Source organism: Flectobacillus longus (genome assembly GCF_030056705.1).
In the GTDB taxonomy this organism is placed as follows: domain Bacteria; phylum Bacteroidota; class Bacteroidia; order Cytophagales; family Spirosomataceae; genus Flectobacillus; species Flectobacillus longus.
In genome coordinates, this window is record NZ_JASHIC010000006.1 from 129,418 (window position 1) to 145,966 (window position 16,549).

10 protein-coding genes are annotated in these 16,549 nt (G+C 36.3%); 5 read left to right on the forward strand and 5 right to left on the reverse strand.

Going from position 1 to position 16,549, the window contains the following annotated elements; all coding sequences use genetic code 11:
• Positions 1 to 44 precede the first annotated feature (44 nt).
• The gene (locus QM491_RS05835; protein ID WP_283326344.1) at positions 45 to 2,486 is read right to left on the reverse strand and encodes a penicillin acylase family protein; all 2,442 of its coding nucleotides are present in this window, start codon (positions 2,484 to 2,486) and stop codon (positions 45 to 47) included.
• 275 nt (positions 2,487 to 2,761) lie between these two features.
• On the opposite strand from QM491_RS05835, the gene QM491_RS05840 reads away from it, so the two are divergent.
• The 3 genes from QM491_RS05840 to QM491_RS05850 all read left to right on the forward strand — a co-directional run bounded on the left by QM491_RS05840 (position 2,762) and on the right by QM491_RS05850 (position 5,131).
• Entirely contained in the window at positions 2,762 to 3,595 is an 834-nt protein-coding gene (locus tag QM491_RS05840; protein WP_283326345.1) for a glycerophosphodiester phosphodiesterase family protein, read from the forward strand.
• A gap of 116 nt (positions 3,596 to 3,711) precedes the next feature.
• A complete protein-coding gene (ispE, locus tag QM491_RS05845; protein ID WP_283326346.1) occupies positions 3,712 to 4,524 on the forward strand; it encodes a 4-(cytidine 5'-diphospho)-2-C-methyl-D-erythritol kinase in 813 nt (270 codons plus the stop codon).
• 34 nt (positions 4,525 to 4,558) lie between these two features.
• Positions 4,559 to 5,131 carry a cytochrome c oxidase subunit 3 gene (locus QM491_RS05850; protein WP_283326347.1) on the forward strand — a complete coding sequence of 191 codons (573 nt, stop codon included), beginning with the start codon at positions 4,559 to 4,561 and terminating at the stop codon, positions 5,129 to 5,131.
• A gap of 96 nt (positions 5,132 to 5,227) precedes the next feature.
• Here QM491_RS05850 and QM491_RS05855 read toward each other — a convergent pair whose 3' ends face one another.
• A complete protein-coding gene (locus QM491_RS05855; protein ID WP_283326349.1) occupies positions 5,228 to 5,566 on the reverse strand; it encodes a helix-turn-helix domain-containing protein in 339 nt (112 codons plus the stop codon).
• A 614-nt stretch (positions 5,567 to 6,180) separates the two neighbouring features.
• Here QM491_RS05855 and QM491_RS05860 point away from each other — a divergent pair.
• Both QM491_RS05860 and QM491_RS05865 read left to right on the forward strand, forming a co-directional pair.
• Entirely contained in the window at positions 6,181 to 6,885 is a 705-nt protein-coding gene (locus QM491_RS05860) for a GLPGLI family protein (protein ID WP_283326350.1), read from the forward strand.
• A gap of 16 nt (positions 6,886 to 6,901) precedes the next feature.
• The gene (locus QM491_RS05865; RefSeq protein WP_283326351.1) at positions 6,902 to 9,508 is read left to right on the forward strand and encodes a hypothetical protein; all 2,607 of its coding nucleotides are present in this window, start codon (positions 6,902 to 6,904) and stop codon (positions 9,506 to 9,508) included.
• Between the two features lie 237 nt (positions 9,509 to 9,745).
• On the opposite strand, the gene QM491_RS05870 is transcribed toward QM491_RS05865, so the two are convergent.
• The 3 genes from QM491_RS05870 to QM491_RS05880 form a co-directional block, all read right to left on the reverse strand.
• Positions 9,746 to 10,519, reverse strand: a complete 774-nt coding sequence (locus QM491_RS05870) for a hypothetical protein (protein WP_283326353.1) — start codon at positions 10,517 to 10,519, stop codon at positions 9,746 to 9,748.
• A gap of 379 nt (positions 10,520 to 10,898) precedes the next feature.
• Complete coding sequence (locus QM491_RS05875; RefSeq protein ID WP_283326354.1) at positions 10,899 to 12,053, reverse strand: efflux RND transporter periplasmic adaptor subunit; 1,155 nt, start codon at positions 12,051 to 12,053, stop codon at positions 10,899 to 10,901.
• The gene (locus tag QM491_RS05880) at positions 12,046 to 16,374 is read right to left on the reverse strand and encodes a CusA/CzcA family heavy metal efflux RND transporter (RefSeq protein ID WP_283326355.1); all 4,329 of its coding nucleotides are present in this window, start codon (positions 16,372 to 16,374) and stop codon (positions 12,046 to 12,048) included. The genes QM491_RS05875 and QM491_RS05880 overlap by 8 nt, the downstream gene beginning before the upstream one ends.
• Between the last annotated feature and the right edge of the window lie 175 nt (positions 16,375 to 16,549).

Genomic DNA, 16,549 nt, shown 5'->3' on the forward strand with positions numbered 1-16,549 from the left:
ATTTTGAATAAAACATCGTAAAATGATATGACTGTCTAATCTTACTATTTCTTTTTCAAGACTAAGGTTTGTTTGATTCTTTCACTTTTTTCTTCTTTGTTTTGTAAGAAAAGTAAAGAATTTAATTCTCCCTTACGCCAAGTTTCGATCATATCGTCATAATGTGGGCTTCCGGGGTTTCCTGACTGTCCACCAGGGAATACGCCATATCCTTTTACCGATTTGTCTTTGCCTAATTGTACAATCATACGCCACGATGGTCCTGTACGACCCGTTGTAGCATTGACGATTCCGCTTCCTCCACCAATTTTGACATCCATTTTACTCAAAGCATCTAAGCCCGGAATCAAGTGTTTGATGTCTGTTGATTTATATTTTTCCCAAGCCCAAGCTGTTCCTATTGGTGCATTTTGCCATTTTGTCAAACTGTCAATCGTTGCATTGAGTGTTACATTGGCTAATTCTTCGATGGTTTCTTTCTTATCTTTTGTTCTTAGGTCATCGAACCATGCTGCGTTCGGTTGCTTCAAAATCAATTGTAGCGTACGTGCATGCGATGGCGATTTCATCGGAATATTTTTGTCATAACCAAAATCGTCTTCCCAAATGGCATTGTTCAACAAATCTACCCAAACAGCAAATAAAGTTGGGCCTATTTCATCAGGATTATTGTATTTATTCCAAAGCTGTAAGACACGCAATGCTTCCATTTGTTTTTGCGTAGGTTTTTTCACAAAACTCAACATAGTTGGCAACCAATCTTCGGCTTTGAGATTATAATTATCATTTTGTAATTCTCTCAAGCTATCAACCGTTGCTTTGTTCATGGTTTGTAGACGAGTATTGATACGGCGTCCACGCTCGGCAGGGGCAAATTCCCAGTTAATATAATAAGGATATTTAGGGTCGGTTGACGACTGGTTTGCCGAGCTTACAAAACCACGTTTAGGATTTTTTACATGGGGATTATGCAATTGAGGAATAAAACCTTGCCAATCAGCCGCAGGGTTAGTGCCATCCAAAATGTATTTGCCTTGCTCACGAGCTTTTAGTGGGAATTTCCCATTGACCCACAAGGCAATATCGTTTTGATTACTGGCAAAAATAAAGTTTTGGGCAGGTGCCGAATAATATCCTAAGGCTTTCACATATTCATCATAATTTTTGGCACGGTTCAAATGATAGAAGGCACTTAATTCTTGTGATTTTTCGTGAGCGATCCAACGCAAGGCGTGACCAGTCGGGATATTGTCACGAATAGGTTTTTCGTTGTCCAAATATACAACGGGACCATGATGTGTATAAAGAACTGTGTCTACTACCGTTTTTCCACCTTTTACGGTGTAGGTTTCTATTCGTTTTTGGATTTTTTTCCATTGGTTGTAGTGCCAATATTCTTCTTTCTTAGCATCCTTAAATTTTACTTGATACCAGTCTACCACATCAGCACCCACATTGGTTACCCCCCATGCAATATCATTGTTGAAACCGATGATTACATTGGGCGTTCCTGGCATAGTGGAACCATAAACATTTACCCCTGGCGCTGTCAACTGAACTTGATACCAAATAGATGGTAAGCTCAAGGTTAGGTGTGGGTCGTTGGATAAAATCGGCAAGCCTGTTACAGACTTTTCGCCACCTACAGCCCAGTTATTTGAACCTATTCCTTTGTCACGTTCTTCGGCTACTTTATTACTTCCAATTCCGACAAAATCAACAGGAGCTTTGGGTAATGGAATAGGTTTAAAATCTAAAGGCGTTCCTTCTGGAATAATGGGGCTTTCTTTGAAAGGATAGTTAGGAAAAAGCTCTTCGGCTACTGCTTTACCATATTTTCCTAAAATATTAGTCATGCGCAAATCGTCTGTACCAGAAGCAAGGACAAATGACATATTTTTGAGAAACAAAGCACTTTTGATAGGAGTCCACGGCTCTGGAGCATAGCCTAGCAATTTATATTCAACAGGATAATCTCTTGGCTTAAGCTGAGAAATATAGGCGTTGATACCGTCCGAATAAGCTTCAAGTGCCACTTTGCCTTTGGGATCTTCCATCATTCCTTCAAAAGACTTTTCTGCACCAAAAACCGACCCCATTCTTCGTTGATAGCGGTCTTGTTCGAGGGCTTTTTCACCCACAATTTCAGTTAAACGACCTGCTGCAAAATGAGTCTGAAACTCCATTTGCCAGAGGCGGTCTTTTGCCGTAATATAGCCTTGTGCTAAATACAAGTCGTGGTCGTTTTGGGCAAAAATATGTGGTACGCCCGTTTCGTCATATTCTATCGTAACTTCGTCTTGTAAGCCTGAAATATTTAATACTTGGGGCTCAGATTTTGGGGCAATAGCTTCGGCATTAGTCCAGAAGCCTGTAAATGGACTTAGAAAATTTCCCATCGGAGGAACAGTCCCCCAGCCACGATTTAGGGCATAGCAAAGACCTACAGTAATACCGACAGTAACAAGAGTTTTAACAACTTTCATTGGGTGGTTGCGTTTTAGTTTGGTGAATCGGCAAGTTTACAGCGTTCAATTATTGAACAATTGCAATATTTTTTATAAATATAAACATTAGAAATAGAAGAACAATTACTAGCTTGATTACATTAAGTAATTAGCAATGCTTTTTAAATAGGGAAGCTTTGGGGAAAGAGAAAAATTTTGATAAACTATTTGCAAAACTCTCGACTCATCCTTTTTCACAATAGCTTAAATATATTTTCTTTTTTGTAAAAACATACAATATCACACGTTTTAACATGATACAATCCATTATTTTTCAAGGACATAGAGGTTGTAGAGGACTTTTACCAGAAAATACTATCCCAGCCTTCTTGGAGGCTTTGAAGTACCCTATTGACTATCTGGAATTAGATGTCTGTCTGAGTAAAGATCTCGATGTGGTAGTTTCACACGAGCCGTATATCAACTCACTTTTTTGTTCACATCCAACAGGTAAGGCTGTGCTTAAAAGAGAGGAGAAAGACCTTAATTTGTTTCAGCTTTCTTATGAACAAATTCGCAGTTTTGATGTTGGTCAAAGAGGAAATAAGTTATTTCCAGAGCAAAAGCCAATGGCAGCTCACAAACCCTTGCTTGCTGAAATGTTAAAGGCTTGTGAAGCACAACGCAAAAAATATCCTGATTTTGGGTATAACATCGAAATCAAATCAGAGGAAAAAGAATATGGTATTAGCCAGCCTCAAGAGGTAAATGTATTTTGTGACAAAGTATTTGAAGTCTTGAAAAATATTAATCCTGAGCATGTTATTGTTCAGAGTTTTGACTTTAATATTTTGAAATACTGCAAACAACAAATGGATTTGGGAGTTTATCCTAAAGTACAACTTTCGGCTTTGGTGACTAATGAAGGAGTTCGTCCATCTTTAGAAAAGTTGGGATTTTTACCTGATTATTTTAGCCCTTACTATAAAAGTTTAACGGAAGGTAAAATAGAGATTTGTCACCAAAAAGGAATTCGTGTGGTGCCTTGGACGATTAATGAAATAGAAGATATGCGTCGTTTGATTATGATGGGTGTCGATGGAATTATCACTGATTATCCGAATAGAATAGATGATATTTTAAGTTGATAAACTTTACAAAAAATTAGTCAAAGTATGATACTTAAACTAGAGTGTATAGACTTACACTACGCCTCTAGTATATTTGTGACTACTAAACATTAAACATATTAGAATTACTCAAAATGCTAACTTTTCCCAACGCTAAGATTAACATAGGACTTTATATCACCGAGAAACGTGCTGATGGATTTCATAATTTAAGTTCATGTTTTTATCCTGTGGGTTGGAGCGATGCGCTAGAGATATTGCCAGCAGAAAATTTGAGTTTTGAGAGTACAGGCATTGATATTCCTGGAGACGCCAGTCAAAATCTCTGTTTGAAAGCCTATCATTTACTCAAAAAGGATTTTCCAGAAATACCTCCTGTGCGTATTCATTTACACAAGGTTGTACCTATTGGAGCAGGTTTGGGAGGAGGCTCAGCAGATTGTGCATTTACCATTAAATCACTAAACTCGTTATTCGATTTAGGGCTTGACGATAAAGCCATGCAGGCGTATGCGAGTCAGTTGGGGAGTGATTGTTCCTTTTTTATCGAAAATAAACCGAAATATTGTTTCGGAAAAGGAGACCAATTTGATGAAATAGCTGTTTCACTAAAAGGGAAATATATTGTATTGGTCAATCCCAATATTCATATTTCAACAGCCGAAGCATACGGTTCTATTAAGCCTAAACCAGCCAATGTTGATTTACAAATAGCTTTATCTCAGCCATTAGATACTTGGAAAGGTACTATTTTAAATGATTTTGAGACGAGTCTTACGCCCAAATATCCTGTACTTCAAGAAATCAAAGATACGCTTTATAGCCTTGGGGCTGAATATGCTTCTATGACAGGTTCGGGCTCAACGGTATTTGGGATTTTTGAAAATACCCCAGCAATAAAACATGCATTTAAAGAATATATGGTTTGGCAAGGTCCTTTGGAATAAGTACAGAGGTATTGCCTTCCTTCAAATTAAAATTATGCAACGCAAAGAACCTTTTAAGTTTATGCTACAGTTAGCCATGTTTGGAAGTGGCTTATTGTTTTTGGGCTTATTGGTATTCTATACCATTTTGAGCAGACCCGAAGCTGGTTTTGGTAACCTGATTTTGCCTGAAATTTTTTGGGCAAGTACTTTATTAATGCTCATCAGCAGTCTTACGTTATATCTTGCCGAATGGAGTTTTGATAAGCACAATTTTAAAAGCTATCGATTCTATATGGGTAGCACGCTCGCCCTTGGTATTTGCTTTATTGTCATGCAGTTATTCGGTTGGAAGGAGTTGTTTGAGCTCAATGCCAACTCAGCGATTCGAACCTCCCGAGGATTTATTGTGATGATTTCAGGACTACACATTCTTCATATCGTTGTGGGATTGATTTTTTTGGTAAAAATCTTTATTGAATCGCTCAAAAGACTCTCTTATGTTGAATCTTTTGTCTATTCAGTAAACCCTCCCAATCAGCTCAAAGTCAACTTAATTGTGTTTTACTGGCATTTTGTAGATATTCTCTGGGTAATCCTATTTTTGTATCTATGGTGGCAGAATTAAAAACTCGTAACATTGATTACTTTTTGTAATACAGCATTTTTTTACCCGTGTTATAATTCGTCAATAGTAACTATTATTGCATAAGCACGATACAACTTAAGTCTCAGTAAAAAGCTTTGACTTCAAAATATTGACTTCGTTCATTAAATCACCTATTTCCTCCTCTAATTGGTGAATCAAGCGCTCCTTTTCTTGTAGTTTTTTATTCAAAGCCTCCTGGTCTTTAGGAATGATGTTTTCGGTATCAGATAAGAAGTACGAAGGTGGGATATTATAAAAATCGCAAAATCGTTTCAATAAATACCCTTTCAGTATTGATTTATCACTTTCTAAGCGCGAATAAGTAGATTGCGAAACCCCGACGTTTTCTGCAATAAATTCTTGAGAGTAATTATTTCTTTTTCTCAATAGAAGTAGTTTGTAGCCAATTTTCATAAATAAAATAGAGTAAAACGTGTATAAATATAGACCAATCGGATAAATATAGCACTTATTGTAAAAAATTCAAGTGTATTACTTTACTTTATTCAAACCTGCATAACAAAACTATAGAAAACCCTTTAGATTTGCCATAGAAGTAATAGTAAAAAGTTTAGAGATCTCACCTAAAAAACCCATTGCTTCTCTCAAAAAATCATGTAGCTACGATTTTAAGGGTTTGTTCGTTCCCTATACAAATCAAAGAACTAATGAAGTATGCCAACATGAATAAAAGGCATGAATTGTTAAACCTTCAATATTTCATTGGCTCAATAATTACTCACATAAAAGCAAAAGTATTACTTGCAAGCCCTTGCCTATTAATAGGTACCTCTACAGGATTTGCATCATCGAAAAGTACAACAAAAAACCTACTGAAAAAAAAGCTAGAAGAAACTTCTTGCTCAGTCAGCGTTGTAACAGGCAAGTATAAAGTTTCAATAACGATCTCTTGCACATGCACTAGAAGACAGGCATGTGATAAAGCTTATGCTGTTGCAGGTTTCTTATTGTAATTAACCATAATAGAGGAGTTTTGAATACTCCTCTATTAACCACCCCTAAATTTCATGAAAATAGTACTCTTAACAATTGTAACGCTAATTTCATATCTTTCATTCGCTCAAAATATGAGCATTGAATACAATGTTAAATACAACGATAGCTCATACAAAAATCTACTTATTTTAAGTGACTCTACGAGTATTTGGAAAGACATCCCTAATGGGACGCCAAACAATACAGAGAGTATCAGTTTGATTTTGTTAAAAAATTTTCCTGAACAGACTATCTACTTAAGTGATGTGCTATTCAATAAAATGTTTTATGTAAAGGATTCTCTACATTGTATGAAGTGGAGCTTAACTCCAGATACCAAAACAATTCTTGGTCACAAATGCAATAGTGCCATTACAACATTCCGTGGGCGAAAATATGTGGCATTCTTTAGTGCTGATTATCCATATTCTAACGGACCTTGGAAATTTGGAGGACTAACAGGGCTGATTCTAGAAGTTCATAGTGATGATTATGCCTATCTGTTTACTGCATCAAAAATCAATAAAAATTTGAATGAGAAAATAGATACTTCTATACAAAAAAAGTACAAGTTTTATAGCTGGTTAGATTTTACCACCAAGTTTATTTCGACGGTGAATAACACAGTAAAAATGATAAAAGCAAATTCGGATAATGAAACAAACGGTTACCTCAAAATTGATGCTCCTGAAATTATTTATCCTAAAGCTCAGCAAGGTACCGGTCTCGAATATTAATATACTCCTATTTCTTTTGTTATCAAATACAGTAGTTGGGCAGATTATTAGCGGGAACGTAAAAAACCATAAAGGAGAAAAAATCAATAATGCCAATATTGTTGTAAAAGACTCTATCAATGCTCAATATATACTAGCCTTTTGTACTACAAAGAATGGAGAATACCGTTTGGTATTACCAAGCGATTTGAAAAAAGCACTGATTGAAATAACAGCAGATAAATATAAAAAGGATACTTGGACTCTTGAAGATATCAAAAAGTCAAATATCTATACTCACAACTTTATATTAGAAAAAGACTCGGTCGTTGAGCTACAGGAGGTGACTGTATCGACAAAGGCTTTGCCATTTACAGTAAATGGCGATACTACTAAATTTAATGTTTCAAAGTATAGCAATGGTACAGAAAGAAAAATCATTGATATCATCAAAGTGCTGCCGGGCATAGAGGTCAACGACAAAACGGGAGAAATATCCTATAAAGGAAAACCTATTGAAACAGTCAACTTGGAAGGCGATAATTTATTTGGGTTCAATTATGCTATTGGAACTAAAAACATCAATGTGGATATGGTTGAAGAGGTGCAAGTTATAGAGAACTTTTCGGAAAACCCACTACTAAAAAGTATAGATTCCAATGATAAAGTTGCGTTGAATTTAAAACTAAAAAAGGCTCATTTGGATGTATCGGGGAGTATAGATATAGCTCTGGGAGCATCAGAAGGCAGAGGCGTAGCCCAAAATCATGCCTTAAACTTATTAGGTATTACCCAAAATTATAAATCCTTTGGTACGGCTTCGTATAACAATATAGGGCAAAACAACTCTCCCTTCGATTACTTTTCCACAAACCAAAACGTAGAACAATTACGAGATAAAAACATCTTGGCAAAGCCTATTATTTCGGATATCATTATTTCGAATAACTTAGATGATAAAAGAGCCAATATAAACAAAGCATTATTTAGTAACTATAATGGTCTTATAAAACTCCATAAAAGAATAAGTATAAAAGGAAATTTATACTACTTAAATGATCGTGTATCTTCTATTCAGTCCATCGAAAATATGAATTTCCTTCCCCAAGGAATACTTACCACTTCTGATTATTATCTTTCGGCAAAAGAACCGCATCAAGCTCGTGGCGATATAGAACTCCAAAGTATTCTATCAGACCAAAGCTCGTTAGAATACAAAATCATTTTTGATAATACAAAAAGCTATGCTCACACCAATATCTTACAGAATACTCTCAATACCCAATCTGCTCAGTTAAATACACACAACCATAACTTTAAACAATCATTACTTTTTACGAATAGATTAACCGATAAGCATGCGCTACAATTCCTAGCTAGCCAGTCTTCTAATGATATTAATCAAAATTTTATACTAAATCTTATCTCCGACAGTAGCAATAGCGTTTATTCCACCTTTAATCAAGTCTGTCGGAATAGAAAAAACACCTTTCAGCTTCAAGCAATTCTTTTGGGTCGTACCAATAAGTCTAAATATTCGTTTTCAATTGGAAATTATGTAGAACAAACAACTCTATATTCGAATCTCTATAACTCATCAGATACGGTCATTTCAACCAATGATTTTACTTATTCAAAAAGTAATTTGTACAATCATGGAATATACGAGATTAATTTAAGGAAGTTGAGGATTTCGACTTCATTGAAAGGAAGATTTTTTACCCAAAAATTAGGGAATTTATTTCAAGAAAATTTCATAGTTGAGCCATCTCTTTTACTGAAATTAAAGTTGAATCCCATATCTATTTTAGGGATAAATAGTAGCCTTAGTCAAAAGAACTTCACGGAAGAATCATTATTTTCTAACCCAATTATGCTATCAAATAGATTGTTTGCTAGCAGTAAGCCTGTACTTTCTCTACAAAAACTGCTGGTAATAAGTGTAGTTTACTCTATCAATAATCTATATCAGCAATTTCGACTAAATGCAAGTATCAATTATCTGAAAAACCATGGTAGTTATTTCTCCAATATTTCTATCAATCGCAGAAATAGTTACCTAGAATATTTTTTCTCATCAAAACCAAATGAAAACATCACTGCCGATTTTCTTGTAGAGAAATATCTCCCCATACTAAATAGTACAATTAGGCTAAAGTCTAACTACGCATTTTCCAATTATTACAATGTTGTGAATGCTTCTGACTTGAGGTTAAATAACAATCACTATGTCACGCTAGAACTATTTGCTAAAACTGCATTCGATTACAAAGTAAATTTTGAGAACTCTTTAGTTTTTGTAAATAATCATAGCCAGAACATCGAAAGTCAACAGTCTATACAAAACAATGCTTTACAAAACACTTTTAAGATAATCTTCAAACCTAATAAACAATGGTTTTTTGTAACAAACCTTGAGTATCTTATCCCAAACAAAAACTCTTCAAAAGATTATTTGTTGTTTTGTGATGCTTATTTGAAATATCGACCAATTAAGAAAAAATATGAGTTTAAACTTGATGGACAAAACCTCTTTAATATGAAATATTTTTTTCAAACTAATACTTCAGACTATTCAATCAACACATTCAAAAGTAATTTGATTTCGAGGTACTTCTTAGCAAGTGTATCCTATATTTTTTAGTACTTTAAAAAGGATAAATAAAAAGAAGTTATTGGAATACACTCATAATCAGAAGAATACTGTCAACGTATGCTACAGATATATTGTTAATTTAATATTCCCTTTTATTCAATAAATCTGTCAACCTATTTTAGGTAAGCAAAAAGTGTTTCTTTCGAAATTATTAACAAAGTTTTGTTTAATGCCTATGGCTTACAGCCCAAAGCGCATTATAGCTATTTTATGTTGCGGTAATACTTATTTCTTGTAATACAGCATTTTTTTCCCTGTATTATAATCGGTCAACAGTAAAGCTCCTTTTTCGATGTAGTATTTCGAATTGGGTACATCTGTTACTTTGCCATTGATGGTAATACGCCAGTACAAAATATTTCCTTTGGTAAACCAACGTGCCCCTACAGCTTTGATTTGGGCAATCACAGAGTTTTCTCCGCCTGAGGAATTTCCTGAGCTATTGGGTCCACTTACATGAGTGCTTGAGCCACCATCATCTATCGTTCCATCGGCATGGAGTACAATAGAAGTACTACTACCGCCATAAAATCCTCCGTTTGAAGAATAATTTTCATGGTGCGTCCATATACCAACAAGATTAGGGTCACGAAATAATCCATCAGGTTTTGTAGATGTGTCAGCAGGCTTTGTTGCTTCTGTTTTTTTAGAAAAACTTCCTTGTAGAATAACCTGATTATTATAGCTAATTTGTTGTTGAATTGTGTTGTTTTGCCAAATCATTTCGAGGCCAAATACAGTTCCATCTTTGTATGAAAGTGTACCAGAAGCGTTATTGGGATTGACGTTACATTTTAATTCGTAGCTTTCAAGAGTTGCACCTGAGTACAAATGTAGTTTGCCAACAATTTGTTTATTCCCAGCATTTGTGATGGACATTTCGGCTTGTAAAGCACCTCCGTTGCCTTGAACTTGCCCTTGCCAGTTACCAATAAAATTTTGAGCGATCGTTTCAGATAAAGACATAAAGAAAAAAGATAGATATATAAGCGTTTTCATACTGAGAGTTTAGGATTAATACAAAACTAAAATAGCTCATTATGAAGCGCTCTACAAAAAAACAGGGGTTTTCTGAGTAAGTGGAAAGATAAATTCACATTTGATTTTCAGCAACTTACCATAAAGGAGTGATTAATTGTAGAGACGCAATACTTTGCGTCTAAAGCCGAGTCATATCTAGAATGGAAATATCAAAAAGGCGGTCGAAAAACTAATTTCGACCGCCTTTTTTGAAAGTTATATGCAGGATGATACCTCTTTAGACGCAAAGCATTACGTCTCTACTAATAAAATTCCTATTAAAAATAATCACTAAATCGCTCAATCACCATTCACTAAATTAGGAATACCTCATGTCTTAATAAAACAAGTAACCCTACTATTCTCCTTCGCCACCTGCTAACATCGCTTGTAGAACCGAAGCATTAGCTCTCACGATTTCTTTTGATGGAAGCGTTTTTTCTAAAATTACTTCTACCATTCCTTTCTCGGTGATACCTAATTTTACAGGTACTTGTTGATACGTATTAGCTTTGAGTCTCACATAAATAAAACCGCCTTCTCCACGACGAACAATAGCATCTTCGGGCAAGGTCTGAACAGCTTTTTTACCTGTCAAAATCTTGGTATTTACGTATTGTCCTACTACGAGTTTTTGCTCCAAAACTTCATTATCCAAGTGTCCATGAACCAGAATAGCTTTGGTTGGGCCTTCGATGGTTTGTCCTACCAAAATCACTTTTCCTGTTAAAGGCTTATCTGCTAATCTTGGGTTTTCGAGTAATAATGTTTGACCAACCTGCACTTTATTTGCATCCTTTTCAAATACATTTAACTCTAAGTGCATGTGTTCACGGCTCACTAATTCCATCATGACATCGGTAGGGGCGATGTTTTTTCCAATATTGACATAAACCATTTTGGTAACACCATTGATAGGAGATACCACGTTGATTGATGGAGTAATCGTACCTGATTTTAATTTAGAAATATTACAACCTATTAGTTTGAGTTTTTCTTCTAAGCCATTGATAATTGCTTTACCAGTTTGGTATTCAGCATCAATTTGTTGCAATTTCTTTTTCGAACCCACATTTTCTTGATTCAGGGTTTCTTGGCGGCTCAAATCCTGTTCTTGGAATTTTTGTTTGCTTAACGCTTGCAAGTATTCTTGTTGTAGTTGAACATATTCCATACTTTGTACCACTGCCAATACCTGACCTTTACGAACGGGCGTGCCTGGTAATAGGCTAAAGCTTTTGACAAAACCTGCGATTGGTACGCTCACCGAAATCATTTGTTGAGGTGGTACTTCCACTTTACCGTTGGCGGTGATTTCCTCGCCTACGATAGTTTGTTCAAAATCACCTACTGGCAACTGAATATTTTTGGATTGGGCTTCGCTCACATGAACGATATCGACTATTTTTTCGGTAGCTACTTCAGTAGCAGTTTCGGATTTGGGGTCTTTTGAACAGTTCCATAAAAGTAAACTTGACAAAAGGGCTATATATATTGGGGCTTTCTTATTCATGACCTACGAGAGTTTCGATATTGATAATTACTTGGTTTAAATTGTGTACTTCATTCAAATACATTTCTTTTATTTGCCAAGCTTGAGTAATGCTTTGAACAAATTCCACATATTCGATTTCACCAGCCTGATAGCTTTTATGTGCTGTACTAATCATCAAATTAGCCTGTGGAATAGCTGATTTTTGGTAATACTGAGCCGATTTTTGCAGTTTATTCAACTGAATCATCAGTGACTGTAATTGTTTTGCCGTTTGTTGCTGGGCCAAGGAAAGGTTTTCTTTGGCGATTTGTTCACTGATGCCTGCGGCGTTGATACGAGCTTTTTGAGCTTTGGCAAACAAAGGAAAATTTAATCCTGCTTGAACAAAATTTTGATTATAATTTCGCTCGATACTTTGATTGGTAATACCCACTTTAAAATCAGGTTTCAACCGCTCTTTTTCAAGCTTGGTTTGTAATTGACTTATTTCGATTTGTTGTTTCAATACATCCAAATAGGGATTATTGCTCAGCTCTATGGCCTGAAACTGCAATACTTTTTGCATATTGGTATTGGCATCAATCACAAAATCAGCAGGCATATTAAGTAAAAAAGAGAGGCTTTGATATAGACTTTTTTCATCTGCCAAAATACTTTGGATCCTATTTTGGATTTCGTGCAAACGTGTTTCGGTAGATACCTTTTCTAATAAATTGGTTTCGCCCGTTTGATAGCGCAACGAAGCCGCCTTGAAAGCACTTTGATACAAACTATCTTGTTGCTGAACTACTTTGAGTAATTGTGTATTAAGCAAAATTTGATAATACAAACTTTTTACCTCCGCTACTACTTGATTCTTTGTCATATTCAAACGCTTTTCGGACGAGGCAGTATGACTTTTCAACAAATTTTCTTGTGCTTTATACAAAGACGGAAAGGCAAATGATTGTCCCAAACTAAAAGTTACATCATTATTGGTATAGGTCTGAGTACGACCAAATTGAGTATCAAAACTGGTTTTGGGTAAGTCCTTTGCCGTTTTTTCCAAAGCCCTACTGCCTGAAATCTCTAGCTTTCCTACTTGTAAGCTTTGATTTTGTTGAACAGCCTTTTCAATACAATTTTCTAGTGATAATACTGATGTTTGAGCCTGTGAAAAAGAAGCAAACCCTAGTCCCAAAAACAATAATATGATACTTGCTGTTGAGGGTTTTATTTTGACTCTTGATGCCGCCAAACTATAAATAGCAGGTAAAACTACCAAGGTCAAAAGGGTAGCAGAAAGCAAGCCTCCTATTACTACTGTAGCCAAAGGACGCTGCACCTCAGCACCTGGCGAATGAGAAAGTGCCATTGGTAAAAAGCCTAAAGAGGCCACAGAAGCTGTCATTACAACAGGACGAAAACGAGTCTTGGTACCTTCGATTATGCGCTCGTAAATATCGCTAATACCTTGTTTTTCGAGGTTATTGAAGTAGGCAATCAACACGATACCATTGAGCACCGCCACCCCAAACAAGGCAATAAATCCGATACCAGCCGACACCGAAAAGGGCATTCCACGAAGCCATAGCGCCATTACGCCGCCAATAGCAGACAATGGAATAGCTGCAAAAATGATAAGTGCTTCTTTGAGAGAATTAAAGGTAAAAAATAGTAAAGCAAAAATGAGGAATAGCGCAACAGGCACTGCTATTGCCAAACGACTTTTGGCGGCATTGAGGTTTTCAAAAGCCCCACCATATACAAAGTTGTACCCTACAGGAAGTTCTACTTTTTTGTCTAAAACCTGTTGTATTTCATGCACCAAGCTTTCGACATCACGATTACGAACGTTGATACCAATCGTAATACGACGACGTGCATTGTCGCGAGCAATTTCGGTTGGAGCATCCTGATACGAAATTGTTGCTACTTGAGCCAAAGGAATTTTACCACCATTTGGCAAATCAACATATAAATCACTGATATTTTGTAAATCTTTGCGATACACAGAATCGAGGCGTACAACCAACCCAAAGCGTTTTTCTCCTTCATATACTACGCCAGCCTCTTCGCCAGCAAAGGCAGTCTTAACAAGAGCGTTGAGTTCTTTTATTTTGAGACCATACTGAGCTATTTTCTCACGATTATAATCAACTACCATTTGTGGAACGCCTTCAATTTGTTGAACTTTCAAATCTCCAACGCCTTCGATTTTGGCAATATGCTTGGCACTTTCTTGTGCTTTTTGGTATAAAATATCCAAGTCCTCTCCAAAAATTTTAATCGCAACATCAGATTTAGTTCCTGCTATTAGCTCATTAAAACGCATTTGAATAGGTTGTGTAAATTCAAAATTTACTCCAGGTAATTCCGACAAGGCATCATCCATTTTGGCAGAAAGCTCTTCCATCGTTTCTGCTTTTTTCCAGTGCTTCATGTCTTTTAATTCAATAATTAAATCGCATGAATTGATTCCCATAGGATCAGTAGGAATTTCGGATGCTCCAATACGAGATACCACTTGACTTACCTCATCTGGAAATTCACGAAGTATAATTTGTTGAGCTTGGTTGTTCATTTTGATACTTTGCGATAAAGAAGCATTGCTATGCAAAAGCGTCTCAACCGCAAAATCGCCTTCGTTTAACTCTGGAATAAACTCACCACCCAATGAATTGAATAACAATAAACTACCCGCAAACATCGCCACTGCTCCACCAACTACCACCGCCTTGTGATGCAATACCCAGCGAATAATAGGGGCGTAGAATTTGTATAAAAAGTTGATAATTTTATCAGAAATTGTCTCTTTCAAATTGACTTTTTTGCTCAATAACAAAGACGACATCATAGGAACATAGGTCAGCGATAAAATCAATGCTCCGACTATAGCAAAACCAACCGTTTGTGCCATAGGTTTAAACATTTTTCCCTCGATACCCGTCAAGGCTAATATTGGGAAATACACAATCAAAATGATAATCTCTCCAAAGGCTGCTGACTTACGAATTGTTACGGCAGAATGATATACTTCGTCGTTCATTTCTTGTTGCGTCAATGTTAGGGTATGTGTTCCTGACTTTTGAGCTCTTTCGTGTAAATGATGAATGATAGCTTCGACAATAATCACGGCGCCGTCCACAATCAACCCAAAGTCAATAGCTCCCAATGACATCAAATTGGCCGATACTCCAAAGAGGTTCATCATACTAAATGAAAACAACAAACATAGTGGAATCACAGAGGCTACAACAAGCCCAGCACGAAGATTTCCTAAGAGTAAAACCAAAACAAAAATCACAATTAGGCCTCCTTCTACCAAGTTTTTCTCTACCGTACCTATTGCTTTGTCAATCAACTTACTACGATCCAAAAAAGGTTGAATTGTAATGCCTTCTGGAAGTGATTTTTGAATTTCTTTGATTCTAGCTTTTACATCTTGAGTTACGACCTGAGCCGAAGCACCTTTGAGCAACAACACCACAGCTCCGACTGCCTCGCCTTCGCCATTGCGTGTCATTGCCCCATAACGAACAGCGCGTCCAAACTGCACCTTAGCCACATCTTTAACTAATACAGGAAGCCCCCCGCGATTAGCCACTACGATATTGCCAATGTCCTCGACATTTTTTACCATTCCTTCAGAGCGGATAAAATAGGCGTCCGTACCTTTTTCGATATAGCTACCGCCTGAGTTCGAGTTATTATCTTGCAAGGCAGTAAACAACTCATTTAAGGTTATATTGGCTGCACTTAATCGTTCTGGATTGAATGCTACTTCGTATTGTTTCAGATTTCCTCCAAAAGAACTCACCTCTACAACTCCCTTGATACCAAGTAATTGTCTTTTCACAATCCAGTCCTGAATCGTACGAAGCTCCGTGAGAGAATAGTTATTTTTAAATTTTGGATCAACTGCCAGGGTATATTGGTAAAACTCTCCAAGTCCCGTCGTAATAGGTGCTAATTCGGGACGCCCAGCTCCTGCAATCAGATTTGGTTCGGCTTCCTTAAGCTTTTCAGTTACTTGCTGTCGAGCTTTTTCTATAGGAACGTCATCTTCAAAGACGACCGTGATGATTGACAAACCCATTCTCGAAAAAGAGCGAATTTCTTTCGTATTCGGAACGGTTCGTAATGAGATTTCTAGTGGAATAGTAATGAATTTTTCAACCTCAGTAGCAGGTAAAGCGGGAGATTGAGTGATTACCTGCACTTGGTTAGATGTAATATCTGGCAGGGCGTCTACGGTAAGCTGAGTCAAGGAAATTCCACCCCAAGCAATTAAGCTCAAGACAAATAATCCAATAATCAGCTTTTGATTTATGCTGAATCGAATTAATGAATCTATCATTAGTTTTTAAAATAAAGGTAGTGAGGCTGGTTATTGAGTGAATTAGTAATTGAGTGATTATAATCGTTTATGAATCTCTCAAAACATCAATCCAAGTAGGAGTGCTGAATAATGATTTGAATCGTTTAAATTCATTACTACACTCAAACTTATAGTCATGCTGATGATTGAGAAA